We start from the raw sequence: 22,601 nt of genomic DNA on the forward strand, positions 1-22,601 counted from the left end.
CCAGCAAGCGAGCATCAGTGTCACAAAAAGTTCCCGGTATTTTGTTGCGCGGTAAAAATACCGATGATAGGCTGCCCTCCATAGTAACGCTAGCGTTGCTAACACAGGGAATAACAAGGACTTAGTGTTTAATTACAGTAGGCAAATAAAATCATGAAAAAAACGATTCTTGCACTGACCATTCCTGCGCTGTTCGCTACCTCTGCCAGCGCCGTGACCGTATACTCCGACGAAGGCGCCCAGGTTGATATCTACGGCCGCGTTCAGTATGAAGCCGGTGAAATGAAGTTCCAAAATGGCGTGAAAGCCAACAACTTCGGGGGTGAAGGCGAAGCGCGTCTGGGTGTGAACATGAAGTACGCCCTGAACAACGACGTTGACCTGATCGGTAAGCTGGAATGGCAGGTTGTTGCCGAAGGCGATGACGCCACCGGTTCCGACAGCCTCGACGCCCGTTATGCCTGGGCTGGTTTCCGTTTTATGGATACCACCGAGCTGACTTTTGGTCGCAGCCAGGACCCTTACGCTCTGGTTATGTACCAGCATGATATCTTTAACGTGTTTGGTGCTCAAACCTCTTATGGTTCTTTGGGTCTGATTGACGACAAGGCCGACGACCAAATTCGTGTAGGTTATGCCAACAATGGCTTGGATCTGCGCGCCGCCTATGCTTTTGCCGATGCTGACAAGCTCGACAATAACGAGCAGAAAGAAAACCAGTGGTCAGTAGCTGCTGCCTACACTCTGCCGATGGGCCTGGGCTTTGGTGCTGCCTATGAAAAGCAAAACTGGGGCAACCTGGGTATCGCTACCGATGACACTGATGTTGATGCTTGGATGACCAGTGTAAACTACGCCATCGATGGTTTCTACATCGCCGCTGGCTACACTCAGCAGCAGCTTGAAAACAATGCCGTTGATGTTGAGACTGAAGGTTACGAAGTAACTGCTACCTACAATGTAGATGCTTGGACCCTGCTGGCTCAGTACTCCAAAGAAGAAACCGAAATCGACGGTATTTCTGGTGACTTCGACAGTGTTGATGCAGTCACTCTGGGTGCTCAGTATGACCTGACTGCCAAAGCCAAGCTGTACGCCGAATACGAAATCAATGACGACGATGCTGACCGTGACGACCGTTACGGCGTTGGTATTCAGTACAACTTCTAATATTAGCTAACCAGCTGATACAGAAGCAAAAAGCCGGCGAAAGCCGGCTTTTTTAATATTGGAAAGAAACCAAAAAAATCAGGCCAGTCACTCTGGCCCGAATATGTTTTACCTCACCCCTTACTCTTCTCTCCTCACCGCTATACGCCTACAGCGTCCAGCTGGCGTGCTGTGCTTTCTGGTATTTCTCCTCGCACTGAGTGCAACGCTGCCGGCACGGGTCGGCCAACAGTTGCGCCGGGTCCAGCTCGGCTTCGCAGTCGCTGCACAGGCCGTACAGACCCAGTTGCCACTGGCACAGGGCGGCGTCCACCTGGCGCAGGGTTTGTAGTTGGGGTTGCAGTTGCGGCCAGGCCGACAGGGCAGGGTAGTCGGCCCAGTCGTCGGGGGGCACGTCTTTTAGTTGGGCGGCCAGCCCGGCATCCAGCTCCTGTAGCGCATGCAAAAAGCCGTGACGGCGGTCTTCCGCCACCGCCAGCAGCCGTTGCTCCAGCTCGTTTTCGGTAATATTGCTGCTCATGATGACATCCAGTCGGTGGAATATGATGCCAGTATAGAATTGGCTACTTGTTAACATCATGATGCAAATCAAGAACCTCTGCGGGGAGCCCCCGAAGGGGAGCTGTAAGCTATCAGCTTTAAGCTGTAAGTAGCTCGGCGTAGCCTGTAGTTCATATGCTGTGCCTGCAGAACTCCGATCTCTTTGCTGCAGACTGCTCTTTGTTACCAGGCACTGCACCAAGCTTCCAGCCACCACCACTTATAGCTGACAGCTTACGGCTTAAAGCTGCGAAGCTTGCTTCGCAAGCTCTCGCCGAATGTCATCGGTGTGCTTCAGGGTACGAATATCGGCGAACAGTTCCCGGGCTTCGGGGTACTGTAATTTAAGGTAATTCAGCCATTGCTTGATGCGGTTGGGGTAATACACCGCCTTGTTGCCTTCCACCTCCAGCGCCGAATAATCCAGCAGCAGTGTAACCACCTCATGCCAGCTCATGGCATCGTTGCCGTGCCTGATGGTGGCGCCCAGGTTGGGCAGGGCAAGAGCGCCCCGGCCCAGCATGATATCCTCACAGCCGCTTTGCTTTTTTGCCTGAGTGGCCTGATCCGCGTTCCAGATTTCGCCGTTAACGATAACGGGAATGGCAAGCCGCTTTTGTATGTCCGCCACCAGTGGCCAGTAGGCCGGCGGGCGATAGCCGTCCTTTTTGCTGCGGGCGTGCACCGCCAGCTCGCTGATGCCGGCGTCGGCCAGGGCCTGGCTGTTTTCCAGATAACTGTCGCGCTCTTCCAGCCCCAGGCGAATTTTGGCGCTTACCGGCAGGTGCGCGGGCACGGCGGCGCGAACCGCCTTGCCAATGCGGTAAAGCTGCTCGCTGTCGGCCAGCAAAGCGGCGCCGCCCCTGTGTTTGTTCACCGTTTTGGCCGGGCAGCCAAAGTTGAGATCAATGCCCTCGGCGCCCAGCCGGCAGGCCTGGTCGGCGTTTTCCGCCAGCCACTCCGGCGACTGGCCCAGCAGCTGAATGCGCACCGGGGTGCCGGAAGCCGTTTTACAGCCCTGATGCAGCTCGGGGCACAGGCGGTGAAACACACGGGGCGGCAGGCGCATGTCCACCACCCGTACAAATTCGGTCACACAAAGGTCAAAGGGATTAAGACGGGTGAGCAGGTCCCGCATTAAATGGTCGAGTACCCCTTCCATCGGGGCCAGGATCAGGCGCATGGCAGTGACTACAGGCAATAAAAGGCGGCAGTGTACCGGGCCGCCGCACAAAGCGCCATGGTTCTGGCGGGGCCCGGTTTTTGCAAGTGAATTTTGCTATAGTGCCGTTAACGGGTAACGGGCGGGAGCGTGCCATGCGTATATTATTTGCACTGCTGGGTGGCATTTCACTGGGGCTGGGTGTTCTTGGTGCCTTTTTGCCGGTGCTGCCCACCACACCCTTCGTATTGTTGTCTGCCTTTTGCTTTGGCAGGTCGTCTCCGCGCGTGCACCACTGGCTGGTGAATCACCGCTGGTTTGGTGGCATGATTCAGGACTGGCAAACCCACCGTGGTCTGCGCCTGAACGTGCGGCGGCGGGCACTGTGGCTGATGGCGGCCAGTTTTGCATTGTCCATTTATCTGGTGCCCACCTGGTGGGTGCGTGGCCTGCTGGTGCTGACCTTTATTGCCCTGGTGTGCTGGATGCGGCGACTGCCGGTGGTGCCCGAGCGCCCCGTGGTTGCAATGGAGCAGACGAGGCCCTAAGATTTCACTCCTTAATTCAATGCCATGCCCGCGTTAGCCGGGCTCGACGAGGCAGCCAGATCCCATGAAACAAGACACCCTCAAGCTGATTGCGAACAGCATCGTTTCCATTCCCGATTATCCCAAGCCCGGCATCGTGTTTCGTGATATCACCGGCCTGCTGGAAGACGGTGAGGCCTTTCGCCTGACCATAGAAACCCTGGTGGAGCACTATCGCCATTCGGGAGTGCGTAAGGTGCTGGGTACTGAGGCCCGGGGGTTTATTTTCGGGGCGCCGGTGGCGGCGGCCCTGGGGGTGGGCTTTGTACCGGCGCGCAAGCCGGGCAAGCTGCCCCGGGAAGTGGTGGAAGTGCCCTACGAGCTGGAATATGGCACCGATACCCTGCAAATTCATGCCGACTCCATTGTGCCCGGTGAAAAGGTGCTGATCATCGACGATCTGCTGGCCACCGGCGGCACCGTAGAAGCGGCGGTCAAGCTGGTGCGCCGCTGTGGCGGCGAGGTGCAGGATGCGGCCTTTGTGATTGGCCTGCCGGCCCTGGGTGGCATACAGCGCCTTAACAAGCTGGGCGTGCGTGTCACCAGCCTGGTTGAATTTGACGGCCATTAAGCGAATGAGTTATCAGGTTCTGGCCCGCAAGTGGCGTCCGCGCCGCTTTGGCGAGGTGGTGGGGCAGCAGCACGTACTGACCGCCCTGGTGAATGCCCTGGATCAGGGGCGGTTGCATCATGCTTATCTGTTCAGTGGCACCCGGGGCGTGGGCAAAACCTCCATTGCCCGGCTGCTGGCCAAGGCGCTTAACTGCGAGGGCGGCGTCACCGCCGACCCCTGTGGCCAGTGCGACAGCTGCCAGGAAATAGAGCAGGGGCGCTTTGTCGACCTGCTGGAGATCGACGCCGCCAGCCGCACCAAGGTGGAAGACACCCGCGAGCTGCTCGACAACGTGCAGTACCAGCCCGCCCGGGGCCGGTTCAAGGTGTACCTTATCGATGAGGTGCACATGCTCTCCCGGCACAGCTTTAACGCCCTGCTCAAAACCCTGGAAGAGCCGCCGCCTCATGTGAAGTTTTTGCTGGCCACCACGGATCCGCAAAAACTGCCCATCACCATACTGTCGCGCTGCCTGCAGTTTCATCTTAAAAGCCTGGAGCCGGGCCAGATTGACGGCCAGCTGCAGCACATACTGCAGCAGGAACAGTTGGCGTTTGAGCCCGAGGCCACTGCCGCGCTTTCCCGCGCTGCCGACGGCAGCCTGCGCGATGCCCTGAGTCTCACCGATCAGGCCCTGGCCTTTGGTAACGGTCACCTTCAGCTGGCGGAAGTGGAGCGCATGCTCGGCAACCTTAACCGGGAGCAGTTGCTGGCGCTGGTGGAGGCGGTACTGGCCGGCGACGGTGCCGCGCTGCTGGCACGGGTGGCCGAGCTGGCAAGTCTGGGCCCCGATTACGATCATGTGCATAAAGAGCTGATTGCCTTCTGGCACCAGCTGGCCATGGCCCAGGTGGTGCCGGCCCAGGGAGTGCCCCATGCCGATGAGCTTAACCGGCTGGCACCTCTGGTGAGCCCGGATCAAATTCAGCTGTATTATCAGATTTGTCTGCAGGGCCGAAAGGATCTGCCCTTTGCCCCCGATGGCCGCTCGGCCCTGGAAATGACCCTGCTGCGCACCCTGGCGTTTGTGCCCAATGCTGCCACCGCAACTGCGCCGGCCACACCGCCGGCGGTCAGCCAGCCGGCAGTCCCCCCTCGGCCGGAGCCGGCGCCCGTAAAAAAGCCTGAGCCGGTGGCCGCGCCGGCAGACGACGAGGCCATGACTGCCAGACTCGAGCAGGAGCAGGCACAAATCTGGCAGGAAGCGGCGCGCATGGGCAAGGAGCCGGACACGGCTTCGGCCAGCGAAGCTCCTTCCGCAGCGGTTGACCCTGTGCCCCCGGTAGCTGAGCCTCCGGCGCAGCCCGAGGCCGAACCGGCGGCCAGCGCCGAGGCCAGCTCACCGGCAGAGCCTGAGGCGGCGGAAACGAACAAGGAAACCGCAGCCGAGCCCGCGCCCCTGGTGGATGAAGCCGCCGAGCAAGCCGCGCGTATTCGCCGGCTGCTGCAAACCCGCAACCGGCTCTTGAGCCAGGAGCCCAGTGAGAGCGCACCGGCTCCGGCGCCCCAGGCGCGTACCGCACCGGCGCGTCCGGCGTCTACTGTGGCCACGCCAGAGCGCCCGGTTTCGCCTCAACCGAAGCCCCAGCCCAGGCCAGCACAGGAGCAAGCTGCCCAACAACACAGCGAACTGCCGCCCCTGGATGCCTACAACGACATGGCCTGGGACGACAGCGATGCGCCGCCCTGGGAGCCGGAAGGCACCGCGGCACCAGCACCACAGGCGCCGCCGACCCGGCCGGCACCACAGCGGACCAAGGTTACGCCTCAGCCCGAGGCTCCGCCAGCCCCGGTTGCCGTTCAGCCTTTGGTGCCTCAGACAAACTGGAAGATAAAAGACGGTCCCGAGCCGCTCAGGCCGTCGCAATTGCTGCCCCAGGCCGAGGACGCATGGGCACAGCTGGTATCGCAACTGCCATTGGGGGGCCTGTTGCGCCAGCTGGCCATGCACAGCACCCTGGAACAAAACCAGGATAACTGGCAGCTGCGGCTGCGGCCGGAGCACAAGCACCTGCTGAATGACAAGACCCGGGAAGAGCTGGAAGCCATGCTGGTTAAGCATCTGGGCCGTGCCATCACCCTGAATGTGGTGCTGGGCGAGCAGGGCACCACCCCGGCCGAGGTGGAGCAACAGCTGTTTCAGGCGGCCCGGGCGCGCGCCAGAGATGAAATCGAGGCCGATGATGCGGTACAATTCCTTATCTCGCGCTTTGCCGCCGAGCTGGATGTCGACAGCATCGAGCCCATGGCGCCGCAGGCGCCTACTGTATTAACCCATCAATAAAGAGTGACAACCTATGTTTGGTAAAGGTGGACTTGGCAATATCATGAAACAGGCCCAGCAGATGCAGGAAAAAATGCAGAAGCTGCAGGAAGAGCTGGCCCAGATGGAAGTGGTGGGTGAGGCCGGTGCCGGCCTGGTAAAGGTCACCATGACCGGCAGCCACTCGGTACGTCGGGTTGAGCTGGACGACAGCCTGCTGGAAGACGACAAGGAGCTGCTGGAAGACCTGCTGGCCGCCGCCGTCAACGATGCCGTGCGTCGCATTGAAGTGCAGAACAAAGAGCGCATGGGCGAACTCACCGGCGGCATGCAGCTGCCCCCTGGCTTCAAAATGCCGTTCTAAAACTGCCTGCCCGGCTTTTAGCCCGGCGGCCTGGCTTAAAGCCTTTGTAGGCCCGGCTTTAGCCGGGCTGCATGGCTGGAGTGCCCCACTGAAGTGGGGCCTACAAAGAAGCTTCCTGCACAAGAGTTATTTCCATGCGTTTCAGTCCGTTACTGGATGAATTGATCAAAAGCCTGCAGGTGTTGCCGGGCGTGGGGCCCAAGTCGGCCCAGCGCATGGCCTTTGCCCTGCTGGAGCGTCAGCGCGCCGGCGGCCGCAAGCTGTCTCATGTGCTGGAGCAGGCGCTCGACCACATCGGCCATTGCCGCCAGTGCCGTACCTTTACCGAAGAAGAGATCTGCGCCATTTGTGCCAGTCCCAAGCGGGCGGTAACGGGTCAGCTGTGCGTGGTGGAAAGCCCCGCCGACGTGGTGGCCATTGAACAGACCGGCCAGTATCAGGGTCGTTACTTTGTGCTGATGGGCCATTTGTCGCCGCTGGACGGAGTGGGTCCGGAAGAGCTGGGTCTGGACGTGCTTGAAAACTGGCTGGCAGCCGAGCACTTCAACGAGCTGATCCTGGCCACCAACCCCACGGTGGAAGGTGAAGCGACCGCCTACTTTATTGCCGATATTGCCCGCCAGCGAGACGTGGCGGTCAGCCGCATCGCCCATGGTGTGCCCATTGGCGGCGAGCTGGAGCTGGTGGACGGCAATACCCTCAGCCACTCCTTTATGGGCCGCAAGGCGTTCAGCGACTGAGGGTTAACCACGACAACCCCACCCCGGCCCTCCCCTTGAAAAGGGGAGGGAACAAAGAGGGTGTACCTGTTGCAAAGGTGTGCACAATCAAAGCTCCTCCCCCTTGATAAGGGGGAGGCCGGGAGGGGGTTAGATCGGATAAAACGTCAGGTTGGCAATACGCACCAGCACGCCGATAAACAGCAGCATGCCGCCGTAGCGCAGCCAGCGATATTCCTGCAGGGTGAGATCCTTTGCCCGGTTAAACACAATGCGCGGCAACGCCAGCCAGTCTTTTTTGCGCCGGCCATAGCGCCAGGTGCCGGTCAGAACCAGCAGCACGCCTGTTATCAACAGCAGCAGTTCGGCGATTTTTAGCCAGAGCATCATTCCCTTGCACTCCCTTGTTGATGGCCGTTGTTAACGGTTTGTTGCCGTCAGTGTAGCCCGGCGCCTAACGGCCAGGCCATTAGCCAAAGGTCGCAGCCCGGTTTCCCTCATTATTCAATCAGCCGGTGGGTCAGCGTCACCGCACTGACTGCAGCCAGCGCTTGCGCCGCCCCCGCATGCTGGCTGATGCCGGCACCGGCTTCTACCAGCACCGCCCGGATGATCTGCACGGGCTCGCCACCCTGCAGCCGCAGCTGGCTCAGTGCCAGCTGCATCGGGCCCAGGCTTGGGTTAAAGGCGGCGTTTTCCAGATACCGGCCCCGGCACAGGCGGCCATCGGCCAGCAGCAGCGCCACACCGGCACGGTTACCACTGTAGGGAGCGTGGCTGGCATTGGCCTCGGTGAGAGCCGCTTGTAGCAGAAGGTCATTGCTATCGGCAGTGAGGTCACCGGGATCGGTGCGCAACAGGCCGCCGGCAATGCCCAGCTCGGCCGGGCCGAAGGCATGGGGCAGCAGCTCGCCCAGAGTGTGAGTGCCGGTGGGCAGAACCAGGGTCAGTTCATCCTGGTTCAGCTCCTGCATAAACTGGCGGCAGTGGCCGCAGGGGCTGGCGCTGACCACCAGCTTGCTGATGACCTTTTCACCGTGCAGCGCAGCGTGGCCGATGGCGGCCTGCTCGGCGTGGACAGAGAAATTCAGTGACAGGCCGGCAAATTCCAGGTTGGCACCCAGATACCAGTGACCCGAGCCGGCCATGACAATGGCCGACACGGCAAAGCCCGACACCGGCGCAAGGGAGAATGCCTTTCCATGGTTCAGCAGCGCCAGTGCCAGCGCCTGTTGATCAAGGCCAGTGGCCTGTTTCAGCGCGGTGATGTCGGCCGGACTCAGCCTGGCCGGCCGGGTGAGCCCCTGTTGTTGCAATGTACCCGCCAGCAACTCCGGCATGGTCAGACCATCAGCCACAGGTAAAGGTGAAACAGCGGCGGCGCCAGCAGCGCGGTCACCACGCCGCACACCACCATGGCCAGGGACGAAAAAGCCCCCTGGGTGGTGCCCACTTCGGCGGCGGCGCCGGTGCCGATGGCATGTGCCCCGGCGCCCATGGCCAGGCCTTGGGCCTCGGGATGGTGTATGCCCGCCAGCCGCATCAGCGGAAAGCCGACAATGGCGCCCATCATGCCCACGATGATCACCAGCCCGGCGGCAATGGCGGGAATGCCGCCCATGGCCTCGCTTACGCTCATGGCCAGCGGCGTGGTAATGGATTTGGTGGCCACCGACGCCAGCAGCTCGGGGCTGGCGTGGATCAGGCCGCCAATCAGCAGGGTGGTGCCCACCGAGATCAGTACCGACAGGCTGCAGCACAGCAATATGGGCTTGAGCTGGCTGCGGATTTTGGCAGCCTGCTGGTACAGGGGCAGGGCAAAGGCCACCACGGCCAGCTCCAGCAGCAGGCTGAGCGGTTCGGTACCGGCCTGGTAATCGGCGGGATCCTGGTTGGTGGCCAGCAGCCCGCCGATCACCAGCAGTGCCGGTATCATGATGGGGTTCACTAACGGGCTGTTGAGCCGGCGCGCCAGCTTGCGGGTGAGCAGGTAAAACAGCACGGTTACGGGAATGGCCAGCCAGAAGGTCATGATACCAGCCTCTGGTAAAGCCGGCCCACCACCAGCAGGATCAGCACCAGTCCGGTGGTGGCGGCCACCAGAATAAAGCCGAGGCCCCGGCTCAGCACATCCACATAGCCCAGCAGGCCGGCGGCCACCGGAATAAACAACAGCGCCATGTGGCGCAGAATGAGCTGGCCACCGGCGAAGATCCACTCCAGCTTGATCAGCCCCGCGCTCAGCAGGCCGAACAGCAGCAGCAGGCCAATGATGCTGGCGGGAAAGGCAAACGGCAGCAAGGCGGCAAGGGCCTTGCCTGCCAGCAGGCAGGCAAGGATCACCGCAAAATCACGAATAAGTTTCATACGAGTATTCTACAGGGACTGTACATAGCGGGCCACTGCCTGCAGCAGCGCCAGCCGGGTTTCATCGTCCTGATGCTCGATCACCAGTTGTTCCAGCCGGTGCATATAGGCCTCGGCATGGGCCGAGAGTTTGTCCTGGCAGTGCAGGCGCCAGCGTTGCCATTCCTGCTCGCTGAGGGTGTGGGGATAGTTGCGCGCCCGGTAGCGAAACAGCAGCTCCGGCAGCCGGGTGTCGGTAAACTGCAGCGGCAGCTCGGCCAGGGCCTCGGGCTGGCTGTTGCGCACCATGGTCATGGCCGCCTTGTCGGCCTCACCGAAAAAGCCACGGTAGAGGGCGGTATCCACGTCGTCGTCGGCCTCGAAACCGCCATCCCGCTGATAGATGGCTTCAACTTTTTCCCGAATCTCCGGGTGCTTGCGCAATAAATCCAGGCTTTTACGACACTGGGATCTGTCTATGTCCAGCTCGTCGGCGCGCTGCTCGGTCAGCGCGGCGGCCTTGGCCAGCACCGGACACTTGTTGATGTGCACCAGCTTCAGCGGCACCGGCGGCAACTCGCCCAGCTCGCTCTTTTTGGTGTACAGGCGCTGGCGCAGGGCATCGGCGTCGAGCTCCACCAGGGGCGACAGGTCTTTGGCCAGATCCACGCAAATCACCGCATTGGCGTTGTCCGGGTGCCAGGCCAGGGGAGCAATCCAGCTGGCACAGCCCTGCCAGGCGGAAAACATGCCCGACACATGCACCAGGGGTTTGGTGTTGATGATGTCGATCAGGGCCTTGGCCTTGTGCTTGTTGCGCAGTTCAAACAGATAGTCAAACAGCCGGGGCTGGGCGGTTTTCAGCAGCCGGGCCAGGGCGATGGTGGCACGCACGTCGGCCAGGGCGTCGTGGGCCTGGCCGTGGTCAATGCCGTTGGCCTGAGTGAGTCGTTCCAGCTTGAAGCTGGGCTTGCCGTCCTCGTCTTCCGGCCAGTGAATACCTTCCGGGCGCAGGGCATAGAAGGCCCGCACCACGTCCAGCAGATCCCAGCGGGAATTACCCTGTTGCCAGCTCCAGGCATAGGGGTCGTAAAAGTTGCGATAGAGGGCGTAGCGGGTGACTTCATCGTCGAAGCGAATGTTGTTGTAGCCCAGCACACAGGTTTGCGGCCGGCTGAACTGCTCATGAATTCGAGCGATAAAGTCCGCCTCGCACAGGCCGTCCTGCTGGGCCTTTTGCGGCGTGATGCCGGTGATCAGCGTGGCTTCGGGAGAAGGCAGATAGTCCGCGGGCAGCCGGCAGTAAAACATCTGCGGCTCGCCAATTTCGTTGAAGTCGGCGTCGGTACGAATGCCGGCAAACTGCACCGGTCTGTCTTTCGCCGGGCTGACACCGGCGGTCTCAAAGTCGTAGAAGTAAAAGGTGGGCAGGATCTGCTCGCTCATTATTCTTTATGCACTCGGCTGTGTTTGCCGTTCATTATGCGTGACTCGGGCGGGGAACCCAAGTGAAGGAAAGGGAAAACAAAAAGGCCGGCTGAATGCCGGCCTTGAGTCATCAGTCGGCGGTGTCTTCCGCCGGCTCGTAGTCATCGTCACTGCCGGCGCCGCTGGTCATGGGTGAACACAGGCGGTGAACCCGGCGGGGGCCAATGACCTTGAGGTATTTCATCCATACCCTGGCGTGGCGAAGCTCGGGAGCGGTTTGCTGCTGCACCTGCTCCACAAAGCGCTGCTCGTCATCGGTCATGGGCGCGCGCTGGCCGGTGTACAGCCCCAGCATGGCGTGACCACATTGCTCAAGCAGCTGGGCTTCGGTCACGGTGAACTCACCACAGCGGCGCAGACCGCGCGGGAAGTGGGTAAAGTCCTGGAACGGCTTGGCTGACTCAAAGCTCATATGCATTCTCACTCTAACGTGGCATTGATATTCGCGGAAAGTATGGCACTCGGGCCCGGCACGCAAAATCAATTTTTTTCACGTCTTGTGAAAATCTGTTTTATGAGTTTTTGCTGAACAATTTCGGCCCGATCACTGACCAGGTTCGGTCGTATCCGTGGTCAGTTCCAGGAAGCGCGGGTGCTGACGCAGAGGCTCAAATTCCTCGTCTTCCGCCGCCACATGGCGCAGGTGCACGTTGCTGGCCACCGCCAGCTCCAGATCGCTCAGGGCCTGCTCTTCGTGGCCCATGCCGGCATTGGCACAGGCGCGCTGATAGAGGGCATGGGCGTTTTGCGGATCCACCTGCATCACCCGGTTACACAGGCTCAGGGCCCACTGGCGTTCGTTCATCATCAGCGCCGCATCGGCCTTGTGGGTGAGGGCATCCAGATCCCCGGGCTTGATGTGCAGAATTTGATCGTAAATTTCCATTTTGGCCTGAGGACTCTGCTCCTGGCTGGCCCGAAGCCAGAGCGCATGCACTTCCTGGAATCGTTCAATTTCCCGGTAGTTCTCCGCAATAACCTTGGTTTTTCGCTGCAGTTCCCGCTCAATCTGTCGCAGCTTGCGCTCGTAGTTGTCGGTGATCTGCTTCATCTGGGTTTCCACGTAATCCCGCGCCGACTTCTTTAATTCGCGCAGCGACTGCCAGCCCACAATGGCCAGCACCGAGGCCGCGCCCGCCAGCAGATAAAAGAAATAGGTCACGGTGATGTTGGCGTAGTTCATGGCCTTGTCGGCCACCGCCATCTCCTTTTGCACCACCTCTTCCTTAACATTCACGCGAAACTGGGCCATTTCGGTGCGCAGCGCCTTCAGCTCGTCGAGCATATAGCGCTCCATCAGGGGGGTTAGCCGGGTGCGCACGTCCTCGGTGGGCTCGCCCGGCTCGGGCTCGGCGCGGGTTTCGGCGGCGGTGAGGGGCAGTGAACAACACAGCAACAGCAGGGCAGTGAAATGTCTGAGCATGGGGATCCGTAAATGCCAGGTGTGAAATGAATGTGAAAAGTGGGGCCAAGGATACCCCGCGGATCATTCGCTTTCAAATCATCGCCTGCGGGTGCTTTTTCCTTATGTTATTTAGGGGGCTAATGAGTTACTGCCATCGTAAGTAACGAGGGCAACTCATTCGTTCTCTGAACAAAAAGCACGGGTTTATGAAGGAATGACGCCAGGTGATGGTAAATGAACAAGGTGGCTGATCAGCATCGTTTGTCTGGTGTTTCACGGCATGGAACACGGCCGAGGGGGAGGGCGGCTTGCATTTGTTACCTTGTTGCGGTGCGACTTTCGACAAAATTTATTCCGCTATTGCGGGCGGTTGGCGGGGTGCTGAATAAGTGAGGTGGGGTGTCGTTCAGGCCTTTAATGGCGGGGGATGGCGAAGAAAGGTGAGGGGGGAAGTGGGGCTTAATCGTGATCCATGCTGACGATAAAAATGCATGCGGTTCAAATTAAATTCATGGTATCGGCCTTGCAATCGGTTGATGGTTTGTTAGTTTAATAAAGGATTTTTTGATTAGCCCACTAAACAAAAGAGATTAAAACCAACCATTATGGATACAACAGTTGACCTACAACTTGTATTGCGACATCCCAATGCCACGGACGGTCGTAACGTCAATCTGCTGATTGACCGCTGCAAACCCCTTGATACCAACTCCACCTATTGCAACCTGCTGCAGTGCTCGCACTTTGCCGACACTTGCATGCTGGCCGAAGACGAAGACGACGGAACCCTGCTGGGGTTTATCTCTGCCTACCGCAAGCCCGCCGAGCCGGACACCCTGTTCGTGTGGCAGGTAGCCATAGATAAACGTGCCCGCGGAGAGGGGCTGGCCCGCCGCCTGCTCGAGAACCTGCTCGACGCCGATGCCTGCCAGGGTGTACGCCGCATTGAAACCACCATTACTCCCGACAACGCCGCGTCCTGGGGTCTGTTTGAAAGCGTGGCCCGTGACCGGGGTGCCAACCCGGGTGTTCGCCACGTGCTGTTTGACCAGGAGCGCCACTTCGGCGGCGACAGCAAAAGCGAGATCCTCTATCGCATTCCGCTCGCCTGAGCCTTCTCTTCCCCGTTTTTTCGCATTTAACGACTTGAATCGGACTTTAAGGAGTCATGATGACTATTTTTGACGTAATGGAATCCAGTGTACAAACCTATGCCCGCTCGTTTCCGGTGGTATTTGATCAGGCCAAAGGCGTCTGGCTGCACGATCGCAGCGGCAAGCGCTACCTGGACTTTCTGGCCGGTGCCGGCACCCTGAACTACGGCCATAACCACCCGGCCCTGAAAGAAGCGCTGATTGAGTATATTCAGCACGACGGCATTGCCCACGGCCTGGACATGCACACCGATGCCAAGGCGAAGTTCCTGAGCGCGCTGCAGAACATCATTCTCAAGCCCCGTGACCTGGATCATGTGGCCCAGTTCACCGGCCCCACCGGCACCAACGCAGTGGAAGCGGCCATGAAGCTGGCACGCAAGGTGACCGGTCGTGAAAACATTGTGGCCTTTACCAACGGGTTCCACGGCGTCAGCCTGGGCGCCCTGGCTGCCACCGGTAACCAGCACCACCGGGGTGGCGCCGGTACCGTACTGGCCAATGTGACCCGTTTGCCCTACGACGGTTATGCCGGTACCGGTGAAGACAGCCTGGTACTGTTTGAAGCCATGCTGAACGACAACTCCAGCGGCCTGGACAAGCCCGCCGCCGTACTGTTTGAAGTAGTACAGGGTGAGGGAGGGCTGAACGCCTCTTCCACGAAATGGCTGCAGCGTCTGGAGAAAATTTGCCGCGCCCACGACATTCTGATGATTGCCGATGACATTCAGGCCGGCTGTGGTCGTACCGGCACCTTCTTCAGCTTTGAGCCTGCCGGCATCAAGCCCGACATCATCACCCTGTCCAAGTCCCTGAGCGGCATGGGTCTGCCCTTTGCGCTGGTGCTGCTGCGTCCGGATCTGGACCAGTGGGAGCCGGGTGAGCACAACGGTACCTTCCGAGGCAACAACCACGCCTTTATCACCGCGCGCAAGGCGCTGGAAACCTTTTGGCAGGACGATGAATTTGCCGCCGGCGTACGCGCCAAGGGCGAGCTGCTGACCGCCCGTCTGCAAAAGCTGGTGGACAAGTACCCGCAGCTGTTCGACAAGGTGAAAGGTCGCGGCATGATGCAGGGCATTGCCTGCGTGAACGGCGACATTGCCGACGAGATCACTTCTCGCGCCTTTGAGCTGGGCCTGGTGATTGAAACCGCCGGCCCCGAGGACGAAGTGGTGAAGTGTCTGTGCCCGCTGATCATCACCGAAGCAGAGCTGACTCAGGGCCTGGACTGGCTGGAAGAAGCCATTGTCGACGTGGCCGCCAAGCGCCTGAAAAAAGCTTCTTGATCTGCCCTATATCTGGTCATTCCCGCGTAGGCGGGAATCCACTTGCAATAAACGCCATGGTTCAGGCCGTGGCGTCAAATACCGAACAACCAAAGGAAATATCATGATCGTACGTACTCTTGCCGACTGTGAGAAAACCGAGCGCCGCGTTCAATCCGAGACCGGCACCTGGGAAAGCACCCGCATGCTGCTCAAGGACGACAAGATGGGCTTCTCGTTCCATATCACCACCATCTACGCCAACACCGAAACCCACATTCACTACCAGAACCACCTGGAGTCTGTGTATTGCATGAGCGGTAACGGTGAGATTGAAGATCTGGCCACCGGCAAGATTTACCCCATTGAGCCGGGCACCCTGTACATTCTTGACCAGCACGACGAGCACCTGCTGCGCGGCGGCAGTGAAGACATGAAGCTGGCCTGCGTGTTCAACCCGCCGCTCACCGGCAAGGAAGTTCACGATGCCGACGGCGTCTATCCGCTGGAAGCGGAAGCCTAAGGCACTGGCAAGCGGGGGTGAAAGCCCCCGTTTCGTACCTTTTCACTGGGCAGGGTCGTCATGGCCAATCATGAGCCCCAGGCCCACTGAAAATGTGCGCTCACTGCATTGAATTCACATCAGGGAACGGGAGAACAACAGAGTGTCACATACAGTAGAAAAAATCGGCGGCACCTCCATGAGTCAGTACCAGGCGGTACGCGACAATATCGTGCTGCATAATCGTGACCAGAATAACTATTACCAGCGCATGCTGGTGGTATCCGCCTTTGGCGGCATTACCGACGGCCTGCTGGAATGCAAACGCACCGGCGCGCCGGGGGTATATGCCACCTTTGCCGATGCCGAAGACGAACAGGCCTGGGAGCAGGCGCTGGATAACGTCAGTCTGCGCATGGCCCAGATCAACGAGGAAATGTTCGGGGCCACCCCTGAGCGGGCTCTGGCCGATGCCTTTTTGCGCGAGCGCATTGCCGGCATTCGCGACTGTCTGCATCACCTGCGTCAGGTTTGTGCCTTTGGTCAGTTCCAGCTGGCGGAGCAGCTGCAAACCATTCGCGAGCTGCTGGCGGCCATGGGTGAAGCCCACAGTGCTCACAACATGGTGCTGTATCTGCGCCAGAGCGGCGTGAACGCCATTTTGATGGATCTGACCGGCTGGCGCACCGACGACGCCCTGCCGCTGGACGATGTACTCAACCAGGCCCTGGCCCGGGTAGACTTGTCTACCCAGCTGCCGGTGGTGACCGGCTATGCCCATTGCAAGGAAGGGCTGATGAGCAGCTTTGACCGGGGCTACAGCGAAATGACATTTAGCCGGCTGGCGGTGCTGAGTGGTGCCCGTGAGGCCATTATTCACAAGGAATACCACCTGAGCAGCGCCGATCCGCGCCTGGCCGGAGAAGAGCAGGTGATTCCCATTGGCCGCACCAACTACGACGTGACCGATCAGCTGTCGAACCTGGGGATGGAAGCCATTCACCCTCAGGCCGCCAAGGGGCTGCGTCAGCAGGGTATTCCGCTGCGGGTTCGCAACACCTTTGAACCGGATCACGAAGGCACGCTGATCACCACCGATTACCGCAGCCCGGCGCCCTGTGTGGAAATGGTGGCCGGTCGCCGTAACCTGTTTGCGGTGGAGCTGTTCGATCAGGACATGGTGGGCCGGGTGTCTCACTATGCCGAGGGTTTTACCGACGAGCTCGACAAGATGCACCTGAACCTGGTGGCCAAGGACATGAATGCCAACACCCTGACCTATTACGTGGCAGGCAACCGCAAGCAGGTACGCCGGCTGGTGAGCTCGCTGCAACGTCATTTTGGTAATGCCGAGGTCACCACTCACAAGGTATCGCTGGTATCGGCGGTGGGCAGTGACATGAGCATTCCCGGCCTGCTGGCCCGCTCGGTGGGCGCGCTGAACAAGGCCGATGTGCCTGTGCGCGCCGTACACCAGTCGCTGCGCGCCGTGGAAATGCAGTTTATCGTGGACGACGAGTACTACGAGCGCTCTGTGGTGGCGCTGCACGACGAGCTGGTGCAGACCCACGCCGACACCGTGGCCCTGGCCGTGGCGTAACTAAACGTAAATCGTAAGCCTATTTCCGTCACCCCCGCGAAGGCGGGGGTCCAGGTTGCACAGGATTCGAGCCTGTGCCGCATTCACTGGATGCCCGCCTTCGCGGGCATGACGGCTCTCTCCACGTTTCACACCACTTCCGTCCAACCCCGCAATTTGGCACACTGGCGTTATTGCTTTATTTCAGTGAGACCCCTTCATGGCAAAGCGTGCCTGTGCCCTGCACATACTGGTAAAAACCGAGGCCGAGTGTAAGGCCCTCAAGGCCAGAATCGACAAGGGTGCCGACTTTCACCAGCTCGCCAAAAAACACTCCATTTGTCCGTCCGGCAAAAAGGGCGGCGATCTGGGCGAATTCCGCAAGGGTGACATGGCCGGTCCCTTTGACAAGGCGGTGTTTACCGGGCCCGAGCTCAAGGTGCAGGGGCCGGTGAAAACCCGTTTTGGCTATCATCTGATCAAGGTGCTCTACCGCCACTGATCAGCCTCACTCATTGACCCGGACAGCGTTCATGTATCTTGAGCACGTTCATATCCGTAACTTTCTCGGCATCAATCAGCTCTCTCTGCCACTGGATCAGAGCACGGCCCTGATGGGAGAGAATGCCTGGGGTAAAACCAGCCTGTTCCGGGCTCTGTGGCGAATGATGGGCCGGGGCGCCTGTTGCTACGAGTTTACTGAAGAAGACTTCTTTCGCACAGATGAAGGCCAGCCCACAGATGAACTGGCCATTACCCTGACCTACCGGGAGCACAGACCCGGCGTGAGCGAGCACTCCAGACGGCTGGCCCGGCTGGAGCAGGTCTGGGTGGCCCACAAGGATCGCTATCACAGGGTGCATTACCGGGCCAGTGCCCGCCGGGAAAACGGCGCCGTGCATTGTCGCCATGAATTTCTCGACGGCGCCGGCAACCCCATTGAGCTGGCCGCCCCTCACGATCTGGTGCATCAGCTGATTGAAATGAACCCGGTGTTCCGGTTGCGGGACTCGCGGGGTGCGCCCCAGGATCTGCCCATCGTCAACCTCAACGGTGACTACCAGCAACTGCTGAGCCGGCTCAGTGAGCAGCTGGCGGACGAAGACGAGCTCAGCCGGCCCGAGATCAAGGCCGGACTGGATGCGGTGCGCCAGTTGTTTGAGCATTACTTCACGCCTCAGGGGGCGACCAGCCGGGCGCCGCGCCGGGCCCGGGACATCGCCGTTCACCCGGTGACCCTGAGCCAGTTGGGCAAGTTCAACGACTGGCAGCCCCTGGGTGAGGAAAGCGGCCTGTCGCTGGCGCTGGCAGCCGTGGCCCGCACCATTTTGCAGGCCCGGGGCGGACGTCCCATTGAAACCGGCGCCCGGCCGCTGCTGCTGATTGAAGATCCGGAAAGCCGGCTGCACCCCACCATGCTGGCCGCCACCTGGGGTATTCTGGAGCGTTTTCCCGGCCAGAAGTTGGTCACCACCAACTCCGGCGATCTGCTCTCGGCCTTTCCCCTCAACCACCTGCGCCGGCTGGTGCGGCTAGAAGAAGAAACCCGCTGCCTGCATATTGGCAACGAGCGCTACAGCGGTGAAGACATGCGCCGCATCGCCTTTCATGTGCGCATCAACCGGCCCATGTCGCTGTTTGCCCGCTACTGGCTGCTGGTGGAAGGGGAGACCGAGATCTGGTTGTTGTCGGAGCTGGCGCGGATCTGCGGCTATGTGCTGCCCGCCGAGGGCATTCGTATCATCGAGTTCGCTCAGTGTGGCCACAGCCCGTTGATCAAGGTGGCCCGGGACTTTGGCATTGGCTGGCACCTGCTGACCGACGGTGACGAAGCCGGCCAGAAATACGCCCAGGGAGTGCGCAGCATGCTGCGCGGCGAGCGGGAAGGGGAGCACCTGACCGTGTTGCCCCGTGCCGACATTGAACATTACATGTACTTCAATGGTCTGGAGCATGTGTTTCGGCGGGAAGCCAACATACACGACAAGCACACGCCGCCGTCGCGCATCATCGAGCGGGCACTCAACCGGCACAGCAAACCGGGGATGGCCCTGGCCATGGTGGAAGCCATTGAGCCGCTAGGCATTGAAGGCGTACCGGTGGAATTGCGGCGCATGTTTGCCCGCATGGTCGCACTCGCCCGCCGACAACGGTAAAATGCGCGCCGACGATTCAACGGAGACAAACCATGACAGAATTGCTGCCGGCGCGCCTGTTCGCGCCCCTGGCTCTGAGTGCGGTCGCAGCCCTGGCGCTGCTGGTGTGGGTACTGAAAAACGGCGATCTCTGCCCCGGCCAGCGCCGGCGCATCAGTGACGGCGCCATCTCGGTGTGGGCGGTGTTTGGCCTGGCGCTGATGCTGGGGGTGGAAGCGGGCGTGCCGGTCATCATGCTGTGGCTGGGCGGCGCCACCCTGGTGGTGGGCCTGGGCACAGTGCTGTATCAGGCTCGCATGCAGGGCAAGCGCAGCCTGGATGTGAGCTGGCATTATCCGGCGCTGGTGCTGGCGCTGCTGTACGGTGCGCTGGTGGGCTGGCGCATGGGACCGGGCTGGGCGCTGCTGGCGGCGGGAGCCGGTGGTTGTGTATTTGCCCACCTGATTATGGTGCGTGCCAAACACCGGTTGCAGGCCTTTAATGTGTTGCTGCCCCTGGCCGGCAGCGCTTTTGGCGTGCTCTGGCTGTTGTCGCTGGCGGTGCGTGCCGCCGGGGTGAACGAGGCCGGACTGGAGCCGCTGATCATGCCCTTTGTGCAGGTCAGTGCCGCCGTGCTCATCGGCGCCCTAGTATGGTTTTTGCCGTTGCTGCGCAAGGAGCAAACCAAACCCCCGGTGATTGCGGTTGCGGCCCTGTTAATATTGGGCGCATTGACCCTTGGTCAGGGCATGATCTGGCATATGGCCGGTAACATTAGTTAAACATCAAATTTTTTCGCCAAATCACAAAATTTTTCTCATTGTACTTGTGATTTGGCCATCCCTAGAATTCGCGCCTCGATTTTGGAGGCGTCATGCATCTTGTTCCCCTTTACACTCATTTGATCCTGTTGACACTGGGCAACGCCTTTCTGGTGACCCTGGTGTCCGTGTACCTGAATGGTCAGGGCGCACCGGCGGCGCAGATTGGCCTGGTGGGAGCCGCCTTTTACCTGGGCATGCTGGGGGCTAGCTTTTTTGCCGACAAACTGATCCAGCAATGGGGGCAAGTGCGAGCCCTGGTGCTGTGCTGCCTTACCCTAGTGCTGACGGCGGTGGCCCTTACCTGGACCAGCCAGTTGCCGGTGTGGCTGGTGTTGCGCATGGTGGCAGGCATGGCCGCTGCGGTGAGTTTTGTGGCGCTGGAAAGCTGGGTGCTGGGAGTCGCGCCGCTGAACCGCCGTTCCAGCGCCATGGCCCGTTACATGCTGGTGTACTACTTCAGCTATGGTATCAGCCAGCTGTTTATTGACTGGATTCCGGCCGGTGGCCAGACCGCCTTCTGGCTGGCCGCCGGTGTATGCGGCCTGGCGTTGCTGCCGCTGTGGTGGATGCGCTCACCTAATCTTGACGTCGAGGCCGCCGCCGAGGGGGCGGGCGCTGGCAAGCCGCCTCGGGCCGACCGTGCCCTGGGTCTGGCCGGCTGCCTGGTGGCGGGCATGTTGCTGGGGGGGCTGTCGGCGCTCATGCCCATTCAGCTGAAGCAGCTGGCCCTGGGTGAAGAAGTCGGCCTTTACATGGCCTGGCTGATTTTGTGCGGCATGGCCTTTCAGCTGCCTAACGGCAGCCTGGCGGACCGGCTGGGCAAGCGTGCCATGATGGCGGTGCAGACGCTGATGGTGGGCGCCGGCTGTTTGCTGCTGTGGGAGTTCGGCGGCAACAGCATGTTGATCCCGGCCCTGGCGCTGGTGGGAGCGGGGGCCTATACCCTGTACCCGACCACCATGTCGTTTGCCTGTGGCAACATGCATGGCCGGGCTCTGGTGCGCATGACCCAGAAACTGATGTTTGCCTACAGCATCGGCTCGCTCACCGGGCCGGTGATCGCCGGCATGATGCTGGACAAGTTCCAGGCCGGCCTGTTCCTGTTCATTATTCTGCTGGTGGCCGGCTGGGCCCTGTGGCTGCTGCTGGTACGGCTGGTGCTCGACAAGCCCCTGGGCGATGCGGTGTAAGCGCCGTTCACCTGTAATACCCGTGACTGAACATCTAAAGGCCTGCGCAAGCAGGCCTTTTGTGTATTGAAGGTGCGGTGATGGGAATGTAGAAGTAACCGTCATGCCTACGACGGTGGGCATCCAGGGAATGTAGCACCGGCTTTACCCTGGCGCCTTGTGTGACCTTCTCCCAAATGAAACCATCAAGATGACGGCCCGGTCCTAAGGGTGTAATGTCTTCATAATAACAATCCGTATTCTTGTTACAGGGGGCGTCCATGAAACTGAAACACCTTTCGGCCGTTGCCGTGCTGGCCATGCTGGGCCTGGCCGGTTGCGCCAACACCGATGTTTATTCCGGCGATGTCTATGGCAGCAGTGCCGCAGGGCGGGCCCAGAGCGTGACCTACGGCACCCTGGTGTCGGTACGACCGGTTAAAATTCAGGCCGGCGATCAAAACCCCAACGTGATCGGCACCGTGGGTGGCGGCGTGATCGGTGGCATTGCCGGCAGCGGCATTGGTGGTGGCACCGGCCGCTCGCTGGCCACCGCCGCCGGGGCTATTGCCGGTGCCATGGTGGGCTCCAAGGCCGAAGAAAAGATCAACCAGGTGAACGCAGTCGAGCTGGAAATCCGCACTGACAGCGGCGAGAACCTGGTGGTGGTACAAAAGGCGGATCGCAGCTGGCAACCGGGTCAGCGGGTGCGCATGATCGGCTCCGGCAGCAACATGAGCGTGGCGCCGTACTGAGCCGGATTGCCAAAAACAAAAAAGGCGCCTTTCGGCGCCTTTTTTATTCACAGGAAATATTGTTATTTCTTAGTGTTTTACAGTCCTGTCTTCCCGGGCTCAGTTAAAATTGTGCCAAGGAAGGTGCAGAAACGGCAAGCGTGGTTGCGCAGACTGTAAAAATGACGGTTATGACTAACTCTTTCATTTTCTACCTTCCTAAATAGTGAGCTGTGAAGTAACTATACCGGCATGATGTTTGCTTTTCAATCACAATGTTGTTTTTTATTTATGTTTTTGGCTGTTGAGGTGAGTTAACGCCTATTTTTGACAATGTCTTTAGCCATAAGCTGACGTGAGCGCGATATTTCTTGTCATAACTTTTTATTGTTTTATATATTTTTTGTTTATTATCATGAGCTTACGTATTTTTCTTGTTGGGGTGGCGGCTGGCGCGCTGGGGCTGAAAACTTTGGCCTTTCAAGGAAAAAACACTGCCGTGAAAGGCTGTTCTGAGCGGAAGGGATTCTTCCGAATCTAGCTGGTGGTGAAATTACCATCGCCGATCCTGACGCCAAA

24 protein-coding genes are annotated in these 22,601 nt (G+C 59.9%); 15 read left to right on the top strand and 9 right to left on the bottom strand.

Annotation, left to right across the window (positions count from 1 at the left end):
* Positions 1-153: 153 nt before the first annotated feature.
* A complete protein-coding gene (locus tag Q9290_RS02055) occupies positions 154-1,170 on the top strand; it encodes a porin (RefSeq protein WP_306077967.1) in 1,017 nt (338 codons plus the stop codon).
* A 148-nt stretch (positions 1,171-1,318) separates the two neighbouring features.
* Here Q9290_RS02055 and Q9290_RS02060 read toward each other — a convergent pair whose 3' ends face one another.
* Positions 1,319-1,690 (bottom strand): TraR/DksA C4-type zinc finger protein, encoded by a 372-nt coding sequence (locus Q9290_RS02060; RefSeq protein ID WP_306077968.1) that lies wholly within the window; start codon positions 1,688-1,690, stop codon positions 1,319-1,321.
* A gap of 261 nt (positions 1,691-1,951) precedes the next feature.
* Positions 1,952-2,893, bottom strand: a complete 942-nt coding sequence (gene dusC / locus Q9290_RS02065) for a tRNA dihydrouridine(16) synthase DusC (protein ID WP_306077969.1) — start codon at positions 2,891-2,893, stop codon at positions 1,952-1,954.
* Between the two features lie 134 nt (positions 2,894-3,027).
* Between dusC and Q9290_RS02070 the strand changes: the two genes are divergently transcribed.
* From Q9290_RS02070 to recR, 5 genes are all read left to right on the top strand, one after another.
* Positions 3,028-3,420, top strand: a complete 393-nt coding sequence (locus Q9290_RS02070; protein WP_306077970.1) for a YbaN family protein — start codon at positions 3,028-3,030, stop codon at positions 3,418-3,420.
* 64 nt (positions 3,421-3,484) lie between these two features.
* Positions 3,485-4,030: an adenine phosphoribosyltransferase gene (gene apt, locus Q9290_RS02075; RefSeq protein WP_306077971.1), complete on the top strand. Its 546-nt coding sequence runs from the start codon at positions 3,485-3,487 to the stop codon at positions 4,028-4,030.
* A 4-nt stretch (positions 4,031-4,034) separates the two neighbouring features.
* The gene (dnaX, locus tag Q9290_RS02080; protein ID WP_306077972.1) at positions 4,035-6,356 is read left to right on the top strand and encodes a DNA polymerase III subunit gamma/tau; all 2,322 of its coding nucleotides are present in this window, start codon (positions 4,035-4,037) and stop codon (positions 6,354-6,356) included.
* Positions 6,357-6,369: 13 nt separating this feature from the next.
* Entirely contained in the window at positions 6,370-6,699 is a 330-nt protein-coding gene (locus Q9290_RS02085; protein ID WP_306077973.1) for a YbaB/EbfC family nucleoid-associated protein, read from the top strand.
* 134 nt (positions 6,700-6,833) lie between these two features.
* Positions 6,834-7,439, top strand: a complete 606-nt coding sequence (recR, locus tag Q9290_RS02090) for a recombination mediator RecR (RefSeq protein WP_306077974.1) — start codon at positions 6,834-6,836, stop codon at positions 7,437-7,439.
* Between the two features lie 129 nt (positions 7,440-7,568).
* Here the strand turns inward: recR and Q9290_RS02095 are convergent, their stop codons facing one another.
* From Q9290_RS02095 to Q9290_RS02125, 7 genes are all read right to left on the bottom strand, one after another.
* Positions 7,569-7,808, bottom strand: coding sequence for a hypothetical protein (locus Q9290_RS02095; protein ID WP_306077975.1), 240 nt, complete (start codon positions 7,806-7,808; stop codon positions 7,569-7,571).
* Positions 7,809-7,918: 110 nt separating this feature from the next.
* Positions 7,919-8,758: a cytidine deaminase gene (cdd, locus tag Q9290_RS02100; RefSeq protein ID WP_306077976.1), complete on the bottom strand. Its 840-nt coding sequence runs from the start codon at positions 8,756-8,758 to the stop codon at positions 7,919-7,921.
* Between the two features lie 2 nt (positions 8,759-8,760).
* A complete protein-coding gene (locus Q9290_RS02105) occupies positions 8,761-9,450 on the bottom strand; it encodes an LrgB family protein (RefSeq protein WP_306077977.1) in 690 nt (229 codons plus the stop codon).
* Positions 9,447-9,785 carry a CidA/LrgA family protein gene (locus Q9290_RS02110; protein WP_306077978.1) on the bottom strand — a complete coding sequence of 113 codons (339 nt, stop codon included), beginning with the start codon at positions 9,783-9,785 and terminating at the stop codon, positions 9,447-9,449. The genes Q9290_RS02105 and Q9290_RS02110 overlap by 4 nt, the downstream gene beginning before the upstream one ends.
* 9 nt (positions 9,786-9,794) lie before the next feature.
* Positions 9,795-11,210, bottom strand: coding sequence for an exodeoxyribonuclease I (gene sbcB / locus Q9290_RS02115; RefSeq protein ID WP_306077979.1), 1,416 nt, complete (start codon positions 11,208-11,210; stop codon positions 9,795-9,797).
* 112 nt (positions 11,211-11,322) lie between these two features.
* Positions 11,323-11,664, bottom strand: coding sequence for a MaoP family protein (locus tag Q9290_RS02120; RefSeq protein WP_306077980.1), 342 nt, complete (start codon positions 11,662-11,664; stop codon positions 11,323-11,325).
* A 132-nt stretch (positions 11,665-11,796) separates the two neighbouring features.
* Positions 11,797-12,675, bottom strand: coding sequence for a tetratricopeptide repeat protein (locus Q9290_RS02125; protein WP_306077981.1), 879 nt, complete (start codon positions 12,673-12,675; stop codon positions 11,797-11,799).
* A 587-nt stretch (positions 12,676-13,262) separates the two neighbouring features.
* On the opposite strand from Q9290_RS02125, the gene ectA reads away from it, so the two are divergent.
* From ectA to Q9290_RS02170, 9 genes are all read left to right on the top strand, one after another.
* Positions 13,263-13,769 carry a diaminobutyrate acetyltransferase gene (ectA, locus tag Q9290_RS02130; RefSeq protein ID WP_306077982.1) on the top strand — a complete coding sequence of 169 codons (507 nt, stop codon included), beginning with the start codon at positions 13,263-13,265 and terminating at the stop codon, positions 13,767-13,769.
* A 56-nt stretch (positions 13,770-13,825) separates the two neighbouring features.
* Positions 13,826-15,100 (top strand): diaminobutyrate--2-oxoglutarate transaminase, encoded by a 1,275-nt coding sequence (gene ectB, locus Q9290_RS02135; protein WP_306077983.1) that lies wholly within the window; start codon positions 13,826-13,828, stop codon positions 15,098-15,100.
* Positions 15,101-15,203: 103 nt separating this feature from the next.
* A complete protein-coding gene (locus Q9290_RS02140; protein WP_306077984.1) occupies positions 15,204-15,602 on the top strand; it encodes an ectoine synthase in 399 nt (132 codons plus the stop codon).
* A gap of 142 nt (positions 15,603-15,744) precedes the next feature.
* Positions 15,745-17,181, top strand: a complete 1,437-nt coding sequence (locus tag Q9290_RS02145) for an aspartate kinase (protein ID WP_306077985.1) — start codon at positions 15,745-15,747, stop codon at positions 17,179-17,181.
* A gap of 199 nt (positions 17,182-17,380) precedes the next feature.
* Positions 17,381-17,662 (top strand): peptidylprolyl isomerase PpiC, encoded by a 282-nt coding sequence (ppiC, locus tag Q9290_RS02150; protein ID WP_306077986.1) that lies wholly within the window; start codon positions 17,381-17,383, stop codon positions 17,660-17,662.
* 31 nt (positions 17,663-17,693) lie between these two features.
* Entirely contained in the window at positions 17,694-19,316 is a 1,623-nt protein-coding gene (locus Q9290_RS02155; RefSeq protein ID WP_306077987.1) for a DUF2813 domain-containing protein, read from the top strand.
* Between the two features lie 32 nt (positions 19,317-19,348).
* Entirely contained in the window at positions 19,349-20,077 is a 729-nt protein-coding gene (locus tag Q9290_RS02160; RefSeq protein WP_306077988.1) for a hypothetical protein, read from the top strand.
* Between the two features lie 92 nt (positions 20,078-20,169).
* Positions 20,170-21,309 carry an MFS transporter gene (locus Q9290_RS02165; RefSeq protein WP_306077989.1) on the top strand — a complete coding sequence of 380 codons (1,140 nt, stop codon included), beginning with the start codon at positions 20,170-20,172 and terminating at the stop codon, positions 21,307-21,309.
* Between the two features lie 260 nt (positions 21,310-21,569).
* Entirely contained in the window at positions 21,570-22,043 is a 474-nt protein-coding gene (locus Q9290_RS02170; protein ID WP_306077990.1) for an outer membrane lipoprotein, read from the top strand.
* Positions 22,044-22,601 lie beyond the last annotated feature (558 nt).

It is taken from the genome of Oceanimonas aquatica, from assembly GCF_030732065.1.
Classification (GTDB): domain Bacteria; phylum Pseudomonadota; class Gammaproteobacteria; order Enterobacterales; family Aeromonadaceae; genus Oceanimonas.

Coding starts and splice junctions, on each gene's coding strand:
- Q9290_RS02160 (WP_306077988.1), top strand. CDS start 19,349: ATGACAGAATTGCTGCCGGCGCGCCTGTTCGCGCCCCTGGCTCTGAGT.
- Q9290_RS02155 (WP_306077987.1), top strand. CDS start 17,694: ATGTATCTTGAGCACGTTCATATCCGTAACTTTCTCGGCATCAATCAG.
- sbcB (WP_306077979.1), bottom strand. CDS start 11,210: ATGAGCGAGCAGATCCTGCCCACCTTTTACTTCTACGACTTTGAGACC.
- Q9290_RS02105 (WP_306077977.1), bottom strand. CDS start 9,450: ATGACCTTCTGGCTGGCCATTCCCGTAACCGTGCTGTTTTACCTGCTC.
- Q9290_RS02125 (WP_306077981.1), bottom strand. CDS start 12,675: ATGCTCAGACATTTCACTGCCCTGCTGTTGCTGTGTTGTTCACTGCCC.
- Q9290_RS02120 (WP_306077980.1), bottom strand. CDS start 11,664: ATGAGCTTTGAGTCAGCCAAGCCGTTCCAGGACTTTACCCACTTCCCG.
- Q9290_RS02085 (WP_306077973.1), top strand. CDS start 6,370: ATGTTTGGTAAAGGTGGACTTGGCAATATCATGAAACAGGCCCAGCAG.
- ectB (WP_306077983.1), top strand. CDS start 13,826: ATGATGACTATTTTTGACGTAATGGAATCCAGTGTACAAACCTATGCC.
- Q9290_RS02095 (WP_306077975.1), bottom strand. CDS start 7,808: ATGATGCTCTGGCTAAAAATCGCCGAACTGCTGCTGTTGATAACAGGC.
- Q9290_RS02170 (WP_306077990.1), top strand. CDS start 21,570: ATGAAACTGAAACACCTTTCGGCCGTTGCCGTGCTGGCCATGCTGGGC.
- ectA (WP_306077982.1), top strand. CDS start 13,263: ATGGATACAACAGTTGACCTACAACTTGTATTGCGACATCCCAATGCC.
- cdd (WP_306077976.1), bottom strand. CDS start 8,758: ATGCCGGAGTTGCTGGCGGGTACATTGCAACAACAGGGGCTCACCCGG.
- Q9290_RS02055 (WP_306077967.1), top strand. CDS start 154: ATGAAAAAAACGATTCTTGCACTGACCATTCCTGCGCTGTTCGCTACC.
- ppiC (WP_306077986.1), top strand. CDS start 17,381: ATGGCAAAGCGTGCCTGTGCCCTGCACATACTGGTAAAAACCGAGGCC.
- dusC (WP_306077969.1), bottom strand. CDS start 2,893: ATGCGCCTGATCCTGGCCCCGATGGAAGGGGTACTCGACCATTTAATG.
- Q9290_RS02110 (WP_306077978.1), bottom strand. CDS start 9,785: ATGAAACTTATTCGTGATTTTGCGGTGATCCTTGCCTGCCTGCTGGCA.
- Q9290_RS02165 (WP_306077989.1), top strand. CDS start 20,170: ATGCATCTTGTTCCCCTTTACACTCATTTGATCCTGTTGACACTGGGC.
- recR (WP_306077974.1), top strand. CDS start 6,834: ATGCGTTTCAGTCCGTTACTGGATGAATTGATCAAAAGCCTGCAGGTG.
- dnaX (WP_306077972.1), top strand. CDS start 4,035: ATGAGTTATCAGGTTCTGGCCCGCAAGTGGCGTCCGCGCCGCTTTGGC.
- Q9290_RS02060 (WP_306077968.1), bottom strand. CDS start 1,690: ATGAGCAGCAATATTACCGAAAACGAGCTGGAGCAACGGCTGCTGGCG.
- Q9290_RS02140 (WP_306077984.1), top strand. CDS start 15,204: ATGATCGTACGTACTCTTGCCGACTGTGAGAAAACCGAGCGCCGCGTT.
- Q9290_RS02070 (WP_306077970.1), top strand. CDS start 3,028: ATGCGTATATTATTTGCACTGCTGGGTGGCATTTCACTGGGGCTGGGT.
- apt (WP_306077971.1), top strand. CDS start 3,485: ATGAAACAAGACACCCTCAAGCTGATTGCGAACAGCATCGTTTCCATT.